The following is a 14552-nucleotide window of genomic DNA, read 5'->3' as shown; positions in this document are numbered from 1 at the left end:
GCCGTCAATGCGCCGCCGCTAGAGCATCTGTGGCAGGACGCGGTCGGGCGGGCGATGTCCGTCCATCCAGGTCTTGATGTTGATGATCACCTTCTCGCCCATGTCGACCCGCGCCTCGACCGTGGCGGAGCCCATGTGAGGCAACAGCACCGCGTTGGGCTGCTTCAGGAGCTTCGGATTGATCCGGGGTTCGTGCTCGAAGACGTCGAGGCCCGCGCCGGCCAGCTTGCCCTCGGCGAGGAGGTCGGCCAGGGCCTGTTCGTCGATGATCTCGCCCCGGGCCGTGTTGATCAGCACAGCGTGCGGCGGCATCAGCTTCAGGCGCCGAGCCGAGAGCAGGTGGTAGGTGGCCGGCGTATGCGGCGAGTGGACCGAGATGATGTCCATCCGCGCCAGCATCTGGTCCAGGCTGTCCCAGTACGTCGCCTCCAGCTCCTCGGCGACGCGAGAGCTGACCGGCTTGCGGTTGTGGTAGTGGATCTGCAGGCCGAAGGCGCGGGCGCGCCGGGCGACGGCGGTGCCGATCCGGCCCATGCCGATGATCCCCAGCCGCTTGCCGGTGATCCGCCGGCCCAGCATCCATGTCGGCGCCCAGCCGGTGAACTCGCCGGCCTGCACCGCATTGGCCCCCTCTATGACCCGCCGAAGCGTGGCCATCAGCAGGGTCATGGTCAGGTCGGCGGTGTCCTCGGTGAGCACGCCGGGCGTATTCGTCACCATGATCCCGCGGGCGTTGGCGGCGGCGACGTCGATGTGGTCGACCCCCGCGCCGAAGTTGGCGATGAGCTTCAGCCGCTCGCCCGCCTTCTCGATCAGCGAGGCGTCGATCTTGTCGGTGATCGTCGAGGCTAGCACGTCGCAGCGGCCCACCGCCTCCACGAGCTGTTTGCGGGTGAACGGCTCGTCGGTGACGTTGAGTTCGGTATCGAACAGCTCGCGCATCCGGGTCTCGACCTGATCCGGCAGTCTGCGGGTGACGATGACTTTCGGCTTGCGGGCGGGCATGGGCCTACGGAAAAAGGGACGTTTCCCGCGCCGCTTCTGGCGCGTCGTTGTGCCAATCCCTTAGCAAAGGGGCCCGGCACGGCCAAGGCGAGGCTGACGGCTTGAGGTTAAGGAGGCGCATGGCGCCGGCGCTGGCGGCGCTCGTGATCGGAACCGTGGCGGCCACGGCCGCGGCAGCCGACGTGGGCCGCGTGACGCCGTCGGGCTACCCGGTGCCCCGCTACGTCACGCTCAAGTTCGGCAAGGTGAACGCCCGCGCCGGCCCGGGCGACGACCACCGCCTGCTGTGGGTCTATTCGGCGCGGGGCCTGCCGGTGCAGGTGGTCGCCGAGACCGCGGAGTGGCGGCGGGTGTGCGACCCGGATGGGGGCCTCGCCTGGGTGCACAAGCGCGTGACCGACGGCCGCCGCTCGGTGATCAACACCCGGAACCGGCCAGCGCCGCTTTACCGAAAGCCCAAGGCTGGCGCCGAGACGATCGCCTATCTGAACAGCCGCGCGCTGGCCTCGCTGGTCCGCTGCGAGAAGGGCTGGTGCCGGGTGAAGACCGACCGCACGTCGGGCTGGGTGCGCGAGGGAACGCTTTGGGGCACGACCGAGACGGTGCAATGTCGTTGAGGCTCCGCACAGGCGTGTGGTAGGGCCGGCCCCTCTCTGATTTCGAGGTTTCCCAGATGAACGACGTGGCGAACCGGCCCTCCAGCTACAGCTACGAAGAGCTGCTGGCCTGCTCGCGCGGCGAGATGTTCGGCCCGGGCAACGCCCAGCTCCCCGCGCCGCCGATGCTGATGTTCGACCGCATCATCGAGATCAACTCGACCGGCGGCGAGCACGGCAAGGGCTACATCGAGGCGGAGCTCGACATCAATCCGGACCTCTGGTTCTTCGCCTGCCACTTCATCAACGACCCCGTCATGCCCGGCTGCCTGGGCCTGGACGCCATGTGGCAGCTGGTCGGCTTCTTCCTCGGCTGGAGCGGCGCGCCGGGCCGCGGCCGCGCCCTGGGCGCCGGCGAGGTGCGGTTCTTCGGCGAGGTCACCCCCGACATCAAGAAGGTGACCTACAAGATCGAGATGAAGCGGGTGATCCTGCGCCGCCTGGTCATGGGCATCGGCGACGCGGTTCTCCTGGCTGACGGCAAGCCCATCTATGAGGCCAAGGACCTGCGCGTCGGCCTGTTCAAACCAGAAGGCCAGGCGTGAAGGCCGGCAAGCGTTCGGAGGAGTGCGACTGATGCGTCGCGTCGTGGTCACCGGGATGGGCATCGTCTCGTCCATCGGCAACAACACCAACGAGGTGCTCGCCGCCCTGCGCGAGGCGAAGTCGGGCGTCACCGCGGCGCCGGAGTACGCTGAGCTCGGCTTCCGCTGCCAGGTTCACGCCCCGCCGCGCATCGACTGGGAGGCGATGGTCGATCGCCGCGCCGCGCGGTTCCTCGCCCAGGGCACGGGCTTCAGCCACATCGCCATGGAGCAGGCGATCGCCGACTCCGGGCTCGAGGAGGGCGAGGTCAGCCATGAGAAGACCGGCCTGATCGTCGGCTCGGGCGGTCCCTCCACCCGCAGCATCATCGAGGCGGCCCAGACCGCCAAGGAGCGCGGCCCCAAGCGCGTCGGCCCGTTCGCCGTGCCCAAGGCGATGAGCTCGGGCCCGTCGGCCACGCTCGCCACCTGGTTCAAGATCCGCGGCCTGAACTTCTCGATCAGCTCGGCCTGCGCCACCTCGGCCCACTGCATCGGCGTCGGCTATGAGCAGATCCTGATGGGCAAGCAGGACGTGGTCTTCGCCGGCGGAACCGAGGAGCTGGACTGGACCCTCAGCGTCCTGTTCGACGCCATGGGCGCCATGAGCAGCAAGTTCAACGACAGGCCGGAAGTCGCCAGCCGCGCCTATGACGTGGACCGCGACGGCTTCGTCATCGCCGGCGGCGCCGGGATCGTGGTGCTGGAGGAGTACGAGCGCGCCAAGGCCCGCGGGGCCAAGATCTATGGCGAGATCGTCGGCTATGCCGCCAACTCCGACGGCTTCGACATGGTCGCCCCCTCTGGCGAGGGCGCCGCGCGCTGCATGCGCCTGGCCAACCCCGAGGGCCGGGCCATCGACTACCTCAACCCGCACGGCACCGGCACGCCGGTCGGCGACCTGAAGGAGATGGAGGCCGTCCGCGCCGTGTTCGGCGACAAGGCGCCGCTGATCTCGTCCACCAAGTCCCTGACCGGCCACAGCCTGGGCGCCGCCGGCGCGCAGGAGGCGATCTATTCGCTGCTGATGCTCAACAACGGCTTCGTCGCCGAGAGCGCCCACATCGAGAACCTCGACCCGGCCTTCGCCGACATGCCGATCGTGCGCCAGCGCGTGGATCGGCAGCTCGAGACGGTGATGAGCAACAGCTTCGGCTTCGGCGGCACCAACGGCACTCTGGTGATGGCGCGGGTCTGAGCCCGCTGTTCACGGCTTCGTGATCCGCATAAGGTGACGCTCCGGATCGGAGACGCCGCATGCGGTCGCTTGGGTTGCTGGCGCTGGTTGCTTCCACAGTGCTGGCGGGATGCAACCTGGTCATTACGGACCGGCCGATGTTTGATCGGGAGGCGGTCGCGGAGCGGGCCTTCAAGGCCGGCGTCTGGGCTAGCGTTCAGGCCGATTGCCCGATCCCTCGGGCTGGGGAAACGGTTCAGCACTGGCCCACCTGCGCAAGCGCTCGCATCTTACGGCCAGGGATCGAAGGCCTCGTGCTCGCACGCGGCGATCCGATGATCTACCAGCTTCGCATGACGACCGATGAGGGCTCGTCCTATGCCTACGCGGGCCTTCGGCCCACGCACCTCGACAAGTCAGGAAAGATCGACGCTTTCGAGCTGTGGCCGGTCGAATGCGGACCACCGGTGATCACGCCTGAGGGTGAGCGAAGACCGACGAAGACGCCTGGGCCCGGTCTGACGATGAATGGAGAGGAGCCCAGCTCTTGCCGCGCAGAGGATGCAAGCGCCGTCCGTAGGGCGGCCAAGGACAGCCGAAACTGGGCGCCCGTGAAGGTCTTCATCTGGGTTCGACCCCGGAAGCTGTTAGACAAGTCCCCGCCCTTGGCTTGGGAGATGGATACGGCCTACGGCATGAAGAAGGCGGAGCCGCCGTCCGCGCCCCGCTAGCGCCGCCGCGGCTTTCCCTGTAATCGGCCCCGGCCTACGCCACCGGAAAGCCCCCTGATGCCCGAGCTTTACGACGTCGCCGCCATCGGCAACGCCATCGTCGACGTGATCGCGCCCTGCACGGACGCCTTCCTTTCGGATAACGGGTTGACCAAGGGGGCCATGATGCTGGTCGACCCCGACGCCAGCGCGGCGCTCTATTCGAAAATGGCCCAGGCGGTGGAGGCCTCGGGCGGCTCGGCGGCCAACACCATCGCGGGCCTGGCCAGCTTCGGCGGCAAGGGCGCCTTCATGGGCAAGGTCGCCGACGACCAGCTCGGCCGCACCTTCGCCAACGACATGCGCGCCATCGGCGCCCGGTTCGAGAACAAGCCGCTGGTCGGCGGGCCGGCGACGGCGGTCTCGATGATCAACGTCACCCCCGACGCCCAGCGCACCATGTGCACCTACCTCGGCGCCTCGGTGGAGTTCACCGACGACGACGTCGAGAAGGACATCGTCGAGGCGGCTAAGATCGTCTACCTCGAAGGCTACCTGTTCGACGCCGAGGCGGCCCGCAAGGCCTTCGCCAAGGCGGCCGCCCTGGCTCACGGCTCGGGCCGGATGATCGCCCTGACCCTCTCGGACAGCTTCGTGGTGGAGCGCCACCGCGCCGCCCTGCTGGGCTTCATCGAGGGCCAGGTTGACCTCTTGTTCGCCAACGAGGACGAGCTGAAGTCGCTGTTCCAGACCGACGACTTCGACGCGGCGCTGAACGCTCTTCGCCCCCACGTGAAGATCGCCGCCGTGACCCGGAGCGAGAAGGGCTCGGTGATCATCGACCACGGCGAGCGGCTGACCGTCGCGGTGGAGCCTGTGGAAAAAGTCGTGGACTCGACGGGCGCGGGCGACCAATACGCGGCCGGGTTCATGTTCGGCCTCTCGCGGGGACGGCCGCTGCAGCAGTGCGGCAAGCTGGCCAGCCTGGCCGCGGCCGAGGTGATCTCGCACTACGGCCCGCGTCCGGCGGTGTCGCTGAAGGAACTGGCCGAGTCGAAGGGATACTGACCGCGATGAGCCGCAAGGCCGAAGTCGTCCGCAACACCAAGGAAACCCAGATCCGCGTCGCCGTGGACCTGGACGGAACGGGTGCATCGAAGGTCTCCACGGGGATCGGCTTCTTCGACCACATGCTGGATAGCTTCGCGCGACACGGCGGCATCGACATCGAGGTCGAGGCCAAGGGCGACCTGCACATCGATATGCACCACACGGTCGAGGACACCGGCATCGTCCTCGGCCAGGCGATCAAGCAGGCGCTGGACGGCTTCAAGGGCGTCCGCCGCTTCGGCCACGCCTACATCCCGATGGACGAGACACTGTCGCGGTGCGCCCTGGACCTGTCGAACCGGCCCTACCTGATCTGGAACGTCGAGTTCCGGACGCCCAAGGTCGGCGACATGGACACCGAGCTGTTCAAGGAATTCCACCACGCCTTCGCCATGAACGCGGGCGCGTGCGTGCACCTGGACCTGCTGCGCGGGACCAACAGCCACCACATCGCCGAGAGCGGCTTCAAGGCCCTGGCTCGCGCCCTGCGCCAGGCCGTCGAACTCGACCCCAAGACCCACGGTCACGCCCCCTCCACCAAGGGCGTGCTCTAGGAAGCTTCCTGATGAAGAGCGTCGCCCTGATCGACTATGGGTCGGGCAACCTCCGCTCGGCCGAAAAGGCTCTCGTCCGCGCCGCCGACGGCCGGGCGAACATCGTCGTGACCCATGACCCCGAGTTCGTGGCCGCCGCAGACGCGGTGGTGCTGCCGGGCGTGGGCGCCTTCGCCGCCTGCATGGCCGCGCTCAGCGCCCGGGACGGGGTGATCGAGGCCATGGAGACGGCGGTCCGCCAGCGCGGCGCGCCGTTCCTCGGCATCTGCGTCGGCATGCAGCTCATGGCCAGTCGCGGCCACGAGTTCGGCGTCACCGCCGGCCTCGGCTGGATTCCCGGAGACGTCCGCAAGATCGCGCCTGCCGATCCGGCGCTGAAGGTGCCGCACATGGGCTGGAACAATCTGGACGTGGTCTCGGACCTGCCGATGTTCGCCGGCCCCAAGGCCGGCCAGCCGGTCTATTTCACCCACTCGTTCGCCATGTTCCCCGAGGATGAAGCCGATGTGGCCGCCTGGGTCGACCATGGCGGACGCTTCCCCGCGGCGGTGGCGCGCGGCAACATGGTCGGGGTGCAGTTCCACCCCGAGAAATCCCAATCCGTCGGGCTCGGTCTGCTCGCCGGCTTCCTGGAGTGGCGACCGTGATCCTTTACCCCGCGATCGACCTGAAGGACGGCCAGTGCGTGCGCGTCCTGCATGGCGACCTGTCCACCGCGACGGTGTTCAACAACGACCCGGGCGCGCAGGCGAAGTCCTTCGCGGCCGCCGGCTTCCACTGGGTGCACGTGGTCGACCTGAACGGCGCGGTCCAGGGCAAGGCGATCAACGCCTCGGCGGTCGAGGCGATCCTCTCGTCGGTCTCGATCCCGGTGCAGCTCGGCGGCGGGATTCGCACCCTGGCCGACATCGAGCGCTGGATCGAGGCGGGCGTCAGCCGCGTGATCCTGGGCACGGTCGCCGTGAAGCAGCCCGAGATCGTCATCGAGGCGGCGCGGAAGTATCCCGAACAGATCGCCGTCAGCGTCGACGTCCGCAAGGGCAAGGTCGCCGTCGACGGCTGGACCGCCGACTCCGACCTGGACGCCATCACCGTCGCCAAGCGGTTCGAGGATGTCGGCGTCGCGGCCCTGATCGTCACCGACATCGACCGCGACGGCACCGTCATGGGCTTCAACGTCGAGGCCTTCGGGGCCATGGCCGACGCCGTGTCGATCCCGGTGATCGCCGCCGGCGGCCTCGCCAGCGTCGACGACATCGCCAAGCTGAAGGCGCGTAAGGGCGTGCCGGTGGCGGGCGCAGTGCTCGGTCGCGCGCTCTACAATGGAGCCATCGACCCGGCCCAGGCGCTGGAGATCGCCGCGTGAGCTTGAAGGTCCGGGTCATTCCGTGCCTGGACGTCAAGGACGGCCGGGTGGTGAAGGGCGTTCAGTTCGTGAACCTGCGCGACGCCGGCGATCCGGTGGAACAGGCGCAGGCCTATGACGCGGCCGGCGCGGACGAGTTGATGTTCCTCGACATCACCGCCAGCCACGAGAACCGCGGGACGATCCTGGACGTGGTCGCCCGCACGGCCGAGGTCTGCTTCATGCCGCTCAGCGTGGGCGGGGGCATCCGCAGCGTCGAGGACGGCCGCAGGCTGCTGCTGGCGGGCGCCGACAAGATCTCGATCATGACCGCGGCGGTGAACGACCGCGACGTGGTCGCCCGCTGCGCCGACGCCTTCGGCAGCCAGGCGGTGGTGGTTTCGGTCGACGCCAAGCGGACCGGCGACCACTGGGAAGTGTTCACCCATGGCGGCCGCAATCCCACCGGCCTCAACGCCGTCGACTACGCGGTGGAAGTGGTCGCCAAGGGTGCGGGCGAAATCCTGCTGACGTCCATGGACCGCGACGGCGCGAAGATCGGCTATGATCTCGACCTCGTGCGCGCGGTCAGCTCGGCGGTGTCGGTGCCGGTGATCGCATCGGGCGGGGCGGGCAACGTGCAGCACCTGGTCGAGGGCGTCCGCGCCGGCGCCGATGCGGTGCTGGCCGCCTCCATCTTCCACTTCGGCGAGGTCGGGATCGGCGAGGCCAAGGCCGCCATGGCCGCCGCCGGCATCCCCGTGCGCCTGACGGAGCCTGTCGCCGCATGAGCCGGTTCACCGAGGTCATCGGCCGGCTTTCGGCCACCATCGAGAGCCGCAAGGGTGGCGATGCGTCCACGTCCTACACGGCGCAGCTCCTGGCCGACATCGACCGGGCGGCCAAGAAGATGGGTGAGGAAGCCGTCGAGGCGGTCATCGCCGCCGCCCAGGGCGACCGGGACGCCCTCACCGCCGAGAGCGCCGACCTCATGTACCACTGGCTGGTGCTGATCGCCGCCGCGGGGGTGAGCCTCGACGAGGTCGCCGAGAAGCTGGAGGCCCGTGAAGGTGTCTCTGGCCTGGCGGAGAAGGCTGCGCGAAAGGGCGGCTGAGCCCTGCGCCGAACCCGGGTTCCGGAGCTCTCAGGCCCCCGCCATCTCCGCGGCGACGCGGCGGGCGGCCGTCTGCGGATCGTTCGCCGCCGTGATCGGACGGCCGCAGACGATGTGCGAGGCGCCGGCCTTCAGGGCGTCGCGCGGGGTCGCGGCGCGAGCCTGGTCGTTCTTGGCCGCCCAGTCAGGCCGCACGCCGGGGGTCACCACCAGGAAGTCCTTGCCACCCAGCGCCCGAGCCAGTTCGGCCTCGTGGGGGCTGGCGATCACGCCGTCACAGCCGGTCGCGATGGCCTGGTGGATCCGCCGCTCTACAAGCTGGCGGGCGGTCTCGTGGTAGCCGGTCTCGACCAGGTCGTCGTCCGTCAGGCTGGTGAGGACGGTCACGGCCAGGATCTTCAGGTTCGACTTGCCCTTGCCCCGCACCGCCGCGGCCATCACCTGCGGCTCGCCGTGCACGGTGAGGAAATCGCAGCCCGAGCCGGCCAGAACCGCGGCCGCCCGCTGCACCGTGGTGCCGATATCGTGCAGCTTCCAGTCCAGGAACACCTGCTTTCCGGCGGCTTTCAGCTCGCGCGCCAGGGTCATGCCCTCGCCGCCGGCGAACAGCTCCAATCCCACCTTGTAGAAACTCACGGCGTCGCCCAGCGCGTCGACCATGGCCCGAGCCTCGTCGACCGTCGGCAGGTCCAGCGGAATGATCAGCCGCGGGTCGGCTTTGACGGCGGGTTGCGCAAGATCGGCGGCGGCCATGGCTTGGCTCCGTGGGCGGGGTGGTCCGCAGGGTTCGAATAGGGCTAAGTGCGCTGCATGAGCCAGACCGAGTTCGCGGTCAACTTCTTCGTCGCGCTGTTCGCCCTCCTGGACCCGGTGGGGAATGTGCCGCTGTTCGCCGCGGCCACGGCGGGGGCCAAGTCGAAGGATCGCGCCTGGATCGCGCTCTACATCGCGCTGTTCGCTTTCGGCTTCCTGACCTTCTTCTACTTCTCGGGCCTGTCGCTGCTGGAGTTCTTCGGCATCTCGCTGCCGGCCTTCCGCATCGCCGGCGGCGTGATCCTGTTCCTGCTGGGCCTCGAGATGGCCCGCGACGACTTCACCTCAACCTTCGCCGAAGCGGCGGATGCGCCGAACGGCACGGGCCGCGCCTATGCCCGCAAGCGGTTCGAGCGGATGATCGTGCCGTTCGCCATGCCCCTGCTGATCGGGCCGGGCGCGATCTCCAGCGTCGTGATCTATGCCAGCCAGGCGCGGCAGTTCGGGCTTCAGGGGGCCTTCGTCGGCGTAGGCGTGATCGGCGCGGTGGCGGTGGCGACCCTGCTGTCGTTCCTGGCGACGCCGATCCTGTCGCGGATCCTGGGCCGCATCGGCCTCAGCATCGTCGTCCGGGTGCTGGGCCTGATCCTCTGCGCCCTGGCGGTGCAGTTCATCCTGGCCGGCTTCGCCGAGAGCACCAGCGGCTTCATCCGGCCGTCGATCGCGAATCCCTACGGCCACTAGACCTTTCGGAAACGCCCGCCCTGCGAGGCCATCAGCGCCAGCGCCCACTCGTCGGGGATCGCCTTGGCGATGGCCGAGATCGCCTTGTTGGGCGCCCCGGGCACGCAGACGGCGCGGTTCGCCTCCATGGCCTCGTAGCCGGCGGCAGCCACCTCGTCCGCGCCCATCCACAGCCACGCCGGGGTCGATGAGCTCGCCAGGGCGCGGGTGCCGTTGACGTCGTGGAATTCCGACCAGGTGAAACCGGGGCACAGAGCGGTGACGTGCACGCCCTCGGGCACATTCTCCAGGTGCAGGCTCTGCGAGAACTTGATCAGGAAGGCCTTGGACGCGGCATAGAGCGTATGGCCGGCCGCCGCGGGGACGAGACCCGCCAGTGACGCCACGTTGACGATGCGACCGAACTTGCGCTGCTGCATCCCCGCCAACACCCGGTGCGCCAGTTCGCAGGGCGAAGTGACCATCACCTGGATGAACGCCGCCTGTTCTTTCCAGCGGGTCTCCGCGTAGGCGCCAGGCAGGCCATAGCCGGCGTTGTTGATCAGGCAGTCCACGGTCCGGCCGTGGGCGGTCAGGTGGTCGAGGATGGTTCCCGGCGCGTCCGGCTCGCTCAGGTCGGCCGCGACCGTCAGGGTCTCGACCCCGTACCGGAGCCGCACTTCCTCGGCGATCGCGTCCAGCCGTTCGACGCGGCGGGCGGTCAGCGCCAGGTCATAGCCGTGGCTGGCCAGGATGCGGGCAAAGGCTGCGCCTATGCCGGCCGAGGCGCCTGTCACGAGCGCAAGTTTGCGGTCCATACCGGTCCCCGAATGCGACCCGCAGAAACTACGGCCTGTGCGGAACGGTTCAAGGTTACGCTTGCGGCGGATTCGCGCGAAGGGCGTCGTGCGATTGAACCGCGTGATGATTGGGTGTATTCGCGCCCGCCGCGACGGCATAGGGCCGCCTTGGGGACCTCCCGGTCACCCGGAGATTTGGGATGGCTGATCAGGCCGTCGACGCCGACAAGGCGAACGGAGACTCGTCGCACTCTGGCCACAAGGAGGGATTCTGGGCGCTCGCCATCGGATCCATCGGCGTGGTCTTCGGCGACATCGGGACCAGTCCCCTCTACGCCATGCGCGAGGCCCTCGGGCACTCGCGCGGCGGCGGCGGCGGCGAGATGGCCGTGCTCGGCGTCGTGTCGCTGATCACCTGGGCCCTGATCCTGATCGTCACGGTCAAGTACGTCGTCTTCCTCATGCGGGCCGACAACAAGGGCGAGGGCGGTACGCTCGCGCTCATGGCGCTGGCCCAGCGGGTCAGTCCCGGGGGGCGTTCCCGGATCATCTTCATCCTGGGTGTGCTCGGGGCGGCGCTGTTCTACGGCGACGGGATCATCACCCCCGCGGTATCGGTGCTGGGCGCGGTGGAGGGCCTGCGCGATGCGCCGGGTGTCCCCGCCGGCGCGGAGGACCTGGTGCTGCCGATCTCGGCGGGCATCCTGATCGCGCTGTTCCTCATCCAATCCCGCGGCACGGCCAGCGTGGCGAAGTTCTTCGGCCCGATCACCGCCGTGTGGTTTCTGACCCTGGGCGGCCTCGGCCTGTTCCACATCTCGGACGACATCTCGATCCTGCGGGCGCTGTCGCCGTGGTACGGCGTCACGTTCCTGATCGACAACGGCTTCCTGGGCTTCATCATCCTCGGGTCCGTCTTCCTGGCGGTGACGGGGGCGGAGGCGCTCTACGCCGACATGGGGCACTTCGGGAAAAAGCCGATCCGATATGCCTGGCTGGGCCTGGTGCTGCCGTGCCTGGTGATGAACTACTTCGGCCAGGGCGCCATGGTGCTGGCGCACCCGGAAGCGCGGGCCAATCCCTTCTTTGAGATGGTCCCCCAGGCGATCTACTGGCCGGTGCTGCTGCTGGCGACGGCCGCGGCCATCATCGCCAGCCAGGCGGTGATCACGGGCGCTTTCTCCATGACCCAGCAGGCGGTCTCCCTGGGCCTCTTCCCGCGCATCGACATCCGCCGCACGTCCGAGACCCAGGCCGGCCAGATCTATGTGCCGCAGGTCAACACGATGCTGCTGATCGGCGTCCTGGTGCTGCTGTTCATGTTCCGCACCTCGTCGAACCTGGCCTCGGCCTATGGGATCGCGGTCACCGGATCGATGTTCGTCGACACCCTGCTGTTCTTCTACATCGTCCGCTACATGTGGAAGCGGCCGGTCTGGCAGGCGGCGGGCGCGTCGCTGGCCTTCGGCCTCGTCGACGTCGTCTTCATCACCTCGAACCTGCTGAAGTTCTTCGACGGCGCGTGGATGCCGCTGGTGCTGGGCGCGGGCCTCGTCCTCATCATGTGGACCTGGAACCGCGGCGCGGCGATCCTCGCCGACAAGACGCGTCGCGACAGCGTTCCCCTGGCCGAACTCGCCGACATCCTGAAGGCGCGGTCGCCGCATAGGGCGCCCGGTACGGCGATCTTCCTGACCTCCGACCCCGATACGGCGCCGGTCGCGCTGATGCACAACCTCAAGCACAACAAGGTCCTGCACGAGAAGAACATCATCCTCTCGGTCTCCACCGCCGAAACCCCCCGCGTCAGCGAGGAGAACCGCGTGCGGATCGAACCGTTGAACGACGACTTCAAGAAGGTCATCATCAACTACGGCTTCATGGAGAGCCCCAATGTGCCGAAGGCGCTGGGCCTTTGCCGCAAACTGGGGCTGAAGTTCGACATCATGGCCACCAGCTTCTTCCTGGGCCGTCGCTCCGTCGTGCCGTCGGCGCAGTCGGGCATGCCGCTCTGGCAGGACAAGCTGTTCATCTTCCTGATGCGGAACGCGGCCAACCCCACCGACTTCTACAAGATCCCACCCGGCCGCGTGGTCGAGATGGGCGCCCAGGTCACCGTCTGACGTGCCGCTCAGCGTTCTATCCATCCTGGGCGACGCCTTCTGGATCGTCGCTACGGCCATGATTGCGTCGGCGACGCGTGGCGTCTGGCGGGCCCTGCCGGCGGACGCGCGGCTGCCCATGCAGTGGGGGCTGAACGGCAAGGTGGGATGGCGGGCGCGCAAGGCGCCGGCGCTCGGCCTCGCATTGGGGTTCGCGATCGTGTTCGGCCTGGTCCTGTCGGCCCTGGCCCGCGCCCCGCAGTTCGCGCCTGACGAGCTGCTGATCCTGTTCCTGGTGCGCGCGGCCACGGCGCCGCTGTTCATCCTCGTTCACATGCTGTGGCTGCGAGGAGTCTTGCGCACGCTTGCCGCCGAAGGCGTGCTTAAGCCTTGAACCCGCGGCCCGCCTGTCCTTAAAGGCGCGCGACCTCTCCACACCTCTTCGAAAGCCCTTCCACGCCATGGCCGACAAGTCCGTCAAGAAGGTCGTCCTCGCCTATTCCGGCGGGCTCGACAGCTCCACCATCGTCAAGTGGCTGCAGACCGAGCTGGGCGCCGAGGTGGCGACCTTCACGGCCGACCTGGGCCAGGGCGAAGAGGTCGAGCCGGCGCGCCACAAGGCCATCACCCTGGGCGTGAAACCCGAGTACGCCTTCGTCGAGGACGTGCGCGAGGAGTTCGTGCGCGACTACGTCTTCCCGATGTTCCGCGCCAACACGGTCTACGAGGGCCAGTACCTGCTGGGCACCTCGATCGCGCGGCCGCTGATCGCCAAGAAGCAGATCGAGATCGCCCGCAGGATCGGCGCGGACGCGGTCGCCCACGGCGCCACTGGCAAGGGCAACGACCAGGTCCGCTTCGAGATCGCCTACTACGCCCTCGAGCCCGACATCCACGTCGTCGCCCCCTGGCGCGAATGGGACTTCAAGAGCCGCGAGGCGCTACTGGACTTCGCCGAGAAGCACCAGATCCCGATCACCAAGGACAAGCGCAACGAGGCGCCCTTCAGCGTCGACGCGAACCTGCTGCATTCCTCGTCCGAGGGAAAGGTCCTGGAGGATCCGGGTGTCGAGGCCCCCGAGTACGTGCACATGCGCACGATCAGTCCTGAGGCCGCGCCCGACACGCCCACCGTCTTCACGATGGACTTCGAGAACGGCGACCCCGTCGCCATCGACGGCCAGAAGCTGTCGCCGGCCGCCCTGCTGACCAAGCTGAACCAGCTCGGCCACGACAATGGCGTCGGCCGCCTGGACCTGGTCGAGAACCGCTACGTCGGCATGAAGTCTCGCGGCGTCTACGAGACCCCGGGCGGCACGATCCTTCTGCACGCCCACCGCGGCATGGAGAGCATCACCCTCGACCGGGGCGCCATGCACCTCAAGGACGAGCTGATGCCGAAGTACGCCTCGCTCATCTACAACGGCTTCTGGTTCGCCCCCGAGCGCGAGATGCTGCAGGCGGCCATCGACCTCAGCCAGAAGAACGTCACAGGCCAGGTGCGGGTGAAGCTCTACAAGGGCAGCGTCACCGTGATCGGCCGCACCAGCCCCTACTCGCTGTACGACCAGGAGCTGGTCACGTTCGAGGAAGGCAAGGTCGCCTACGATCACCGCGACGCGGCGGGCTTCATCAAGCTCAACGCCCTTCGCCTCCGCGTGGCGGCCAAGCGCGACCGGCGGGGCTAACGCTCCAGCCGGTTGTAGGGATACCGGTCCCGGATCTCGGCCTGGAAGAACCGACCCTTGGAGTCGGCGTCCACGAACGAGCGATGCACCTCGCCGGGGACGCCGACGTAGACGTATCGCTCTCCGCTGACGAAGCGGACGAAAAGCTTGGCCCGGTCCTGGTCGTAGTCGATCGCCTGGATAGCCGCTGAGTCGACGTCCATCGGCCTGCTCCCTGCCGTGGATATGACC

General features: G+C 68.3%; 18 protein-coding genes. 14 read left to right on the top strand and 4 right to left on the bottom strand.

The genetic code is table 11. From position 1 onward, the window contains the following. Nucleotides 1–18: 18 nt before the first annotated feature. Nucleotides 19–1005, bottom strand: coding sequence for a 2-hydroxyacid dehydrogenase (locus tag DJ019_RS05035; protein WP_111274908.1), 987 nt, complete (start codon nucleotides 1003–1005; stop codon nucleotides 19–21). 119 nt (nucleotides 1006–1124) lie between these two features. Between DJ019_RS05035 and DJ019_RS05030 the strand changes: the two genes are divergently transcribed. The 10 genes from DJ019_RS05030 to DJ019_RS04985 are packed head-to-tail and all read left to right on the top strand — an operon-like array spanning nucleotide 1125 to nucleotide 8255. Beyond that, nucleotides 1125–1622, top strand: a complete 498-nt coding sequence (locus tag DJ019_RS05030; RefSeq protein WP_111274907.1) for an SH3 domain-containing protein — start codon at nucleotides 1125–1127, stop codon at nucleotides 1620–1622. A gap of 56 nt (nucleotides 1623–1678) precedes the next feature. Further along, nucleotides 1679–2206, top strand: a complete 528-nt coding sequence (gene fabA, locus DJ019_RS05025) for a 3-hydroxyacyl-[acyl-carrier-protein] dehydratase FabA (RefSeq protein WP_111274906.1) — start codon at nucleotides 1679–1681, stop codon at nucleotides 2204–2206. 31 nt (nucleotides 2207–2237) lie between these two features. Next, nucleotides 2238–3443: a beta-ketoacyl-ACP synthase I gene (fabB, locus tag DJ019_RS05020; RefSeq protein WP_111274905.1), complete on the top strand. Its 1206-nt coding sequence runs from the start codon at nucleotides 2238–2240 to the stop codon at nucleotides 3441–3443. 59 nt (nucleotides 3444–3502) lie between these two features. Next, nucleotides 3503–4153 (top strand): hypothetical protein, encoded by a 651-nt coding sequence (locus DJ019_RS05015; RefSeq protein ID WP_111274904.1) that lies wholly within the window; start codon nucleotides 3503–3505, stop codon nucleotides 4151–4153. A 57-nt stretch (nucleotides 4154–4210) separates the two neighbouring features. Continuing rightward, nucleotides 4211–5200, top strand: coding sequence for an adenosine kinase (locus DJ019_RS05010; protein ID WP_111274903.1), 990 nt, complete (start codon nucleotides 4211–4213; stop codon nucleotides 5198–5200). A gap of 5 nt (nucleotides 5201–5205) precedes the next feature. After that, nucleotides 5206–5796 carry an imidazoleglycerol-phosphate dehydratase HisB gene (gene hisB, locus DJ019_RS05005; RefSeq protein ID WP_111274902.1) on the top strand — a complete coding sequence of 197 codons (591 nt, stop codon included), beginning with the start codon at nucleotides 5206–5208 and terminating at the stop codon, nucleotides 5794–5796. A gap of 11 nt (nucleotides 5797–5807) precedes the next feature. Then, nucleotides 5808–6443 carry an imidazole glycerol phosphate synthase subunit HisH gene (gene hisH, locus DJ019_RS05000; RefSeq protein WP_111274901.1) on the top strand — a complete coding sequence of 212 codons (636 nt, stop codon included), beginning with the start codon at nucleotides 5808–5810 and terminating at the stop codon, nucleotides 6441–6443. Further along, nucleotides 6440–7162, top strand: coding sequence for a 1-(5-phosphoribosyl)-5-[(5-phosphoribosylamino)methylideneamino]imidazole-4-carboxamide isomerase (gene hisA / locus DJ019_RS04995; protein ID WP_240606376.1), 723 nt, complete (start codon nucleotides 6440–6442; stop codon nucleotides 7160–7162). Before hisH ends, hisA begins: the two co-directional genes overlap by 4 nt. Next, nucleotides 7159–7932, top strand: coding sequence for an imidazole glycerol phosphate synthase subunit HisF (gene hisF, locus DJ019_RS04990; protein WP_111274899.1), 774 nt, complete (start codon nucleotides 7159–7161; stop codon nucleotides 7930–7932). Before hisA ends, hisF begins: the two co-directional genes overlap by 4 nt. After that, nucleotides 7929–8255: a phosphoribosyl-ATP diphosphatase gene (locus tag DJ019_RS04985; RefSeq protein WP_111274898.1), complete on the top strand. Its 327-nt coding sequence runs from the start codon at nucleotides 7929–7931 to the stop codon at nucleotides 8253–8255. Before hisF ends, DJ019_RS04985 begins: the two co-directional genes overlap by 4 nt. A gap of 30 nt (nucleotides 8256–8285) precedes the next feature. Here DJ019_RS04985 and pyrF read toward each other — a convergent pair whose 3' ends face one another. After that, on the bottom strand, nucleotides 8286–9008 hold the full coding sequence (gene pyrF, locus DJ019_RS04980) for an orotidine-5'-phosphate decarboxylase (protein ID WP_111274897.1): 723 nt from the start codon (nucleotides 9006–9008) through the stop codon (nucleotides 8286–8288). 57 nt (nucleotides 9009–9065) lie between these two features. Between pyrF and DJ019_RS04975 the strand changes: the two genes are divergently transcribed. Further along, nucleotides 9066–9752, top strand: coding sequence for a MarC family protein (locus DJ019_RS04975; protein ID WP_111274896.1), 687 nt, complete (start codon nucleotides 9066–9068; stop codon nucleotides 9750–9752). Here the strand turns inward: DJ019_RS04975 and DJ019_RS04970 are convergent. Next, the gene (locus tag DJ019_RS04970; protein ID WP_111274895.1) at nucleotides 9749–10549 is read right to left on the bottom strand and encodes an SDR family NAD(P)-dependent oxidoreductase; all 801 of its coding nucleotides are present in this window, start codon (nucleotides 10547–10549) and stop codon (nucleotides 9749–9751) included. The genes DJ019_RS04975 and DJ019_RS04970 overlap by 4 nt on opposite strands. Nucleotides 10550–10731: 182 nt before the next feature. On the opposite strand from DJ019_RS04970, the gene DJ019_RS04965 reads away from it, so the two are divergent. The 3 genes from DJ019_RS04965 (at nucleotide 10732) to DJ019_RS04955 (ending at nucleotide 14321) form a co-directional block, all read left to right on the top strand. Then, on the top strand, nucleotides 10732–12654 hold the full coding sequence (locus DJ019_RS04965) for a potassium transporter Kup (protein ID WP_111274894.1): 1923 nt from the start codon (nucleotides 10732–10734) through the stop codon (nucleotides 12652–12654). Between the two features lies 1 nt (nucleotide 12655). Beyond that, entirely contained in the window at nucleotides 12656–13027 is a 372-nt protein-coding gene (locus DJ019_RS04960) for a hypothetical protein (RefSeq protein ID WP_111274893.1), read from the top strand. A gap of 67 nt (nucleotides 13028–13094) precedes the next feature. Next, nucleotides 13095–14321 (top strand): argininosuccinate synthase, encoded by a 1227-nt coding sequence (locus tag DJ019_RS04955; RefSeq protein WP_111274892.1) that lies wholly within the window; start codon nucleotides 13095–13097, stop codon nucleotides 14319–14321. On the opposite strand, the gene DJ019_RS04950 is transcribed toward DJ019_RS04955, so the two are convergent. Next, nucleotides 14318–14524: a KTSC domain-containing protein gene (locus tag DJ019_RS04950; RefSeq protein WP_111274891.1), complete on the bottom strand. Its 207-nt coding sequence runs from the start codon at nucleotides 14522–14524 to the stop codon at nucleotides 14318–14320. The genes DJ019_RS04955 and DJ019_RS04950 overlap by 4 nt on opposite strands. Nucleotides 14525–14552 lie beyond the last annotated feature (28 nt).

It is taken from the genome of Phenylobacterium kunshanense, from assembly GCF_003254525.1.
Taxonomy (GTDB): Bacteria; Pseudomonadota; Alphaproteobacteria; order Caulobacterales; family Caulobacteraceae; genus Phenylobacterium; species Phenylobacterium kunshanense.
This window is presented reverse-complemented; position numbering and strand designations above follow the sequence as displayed.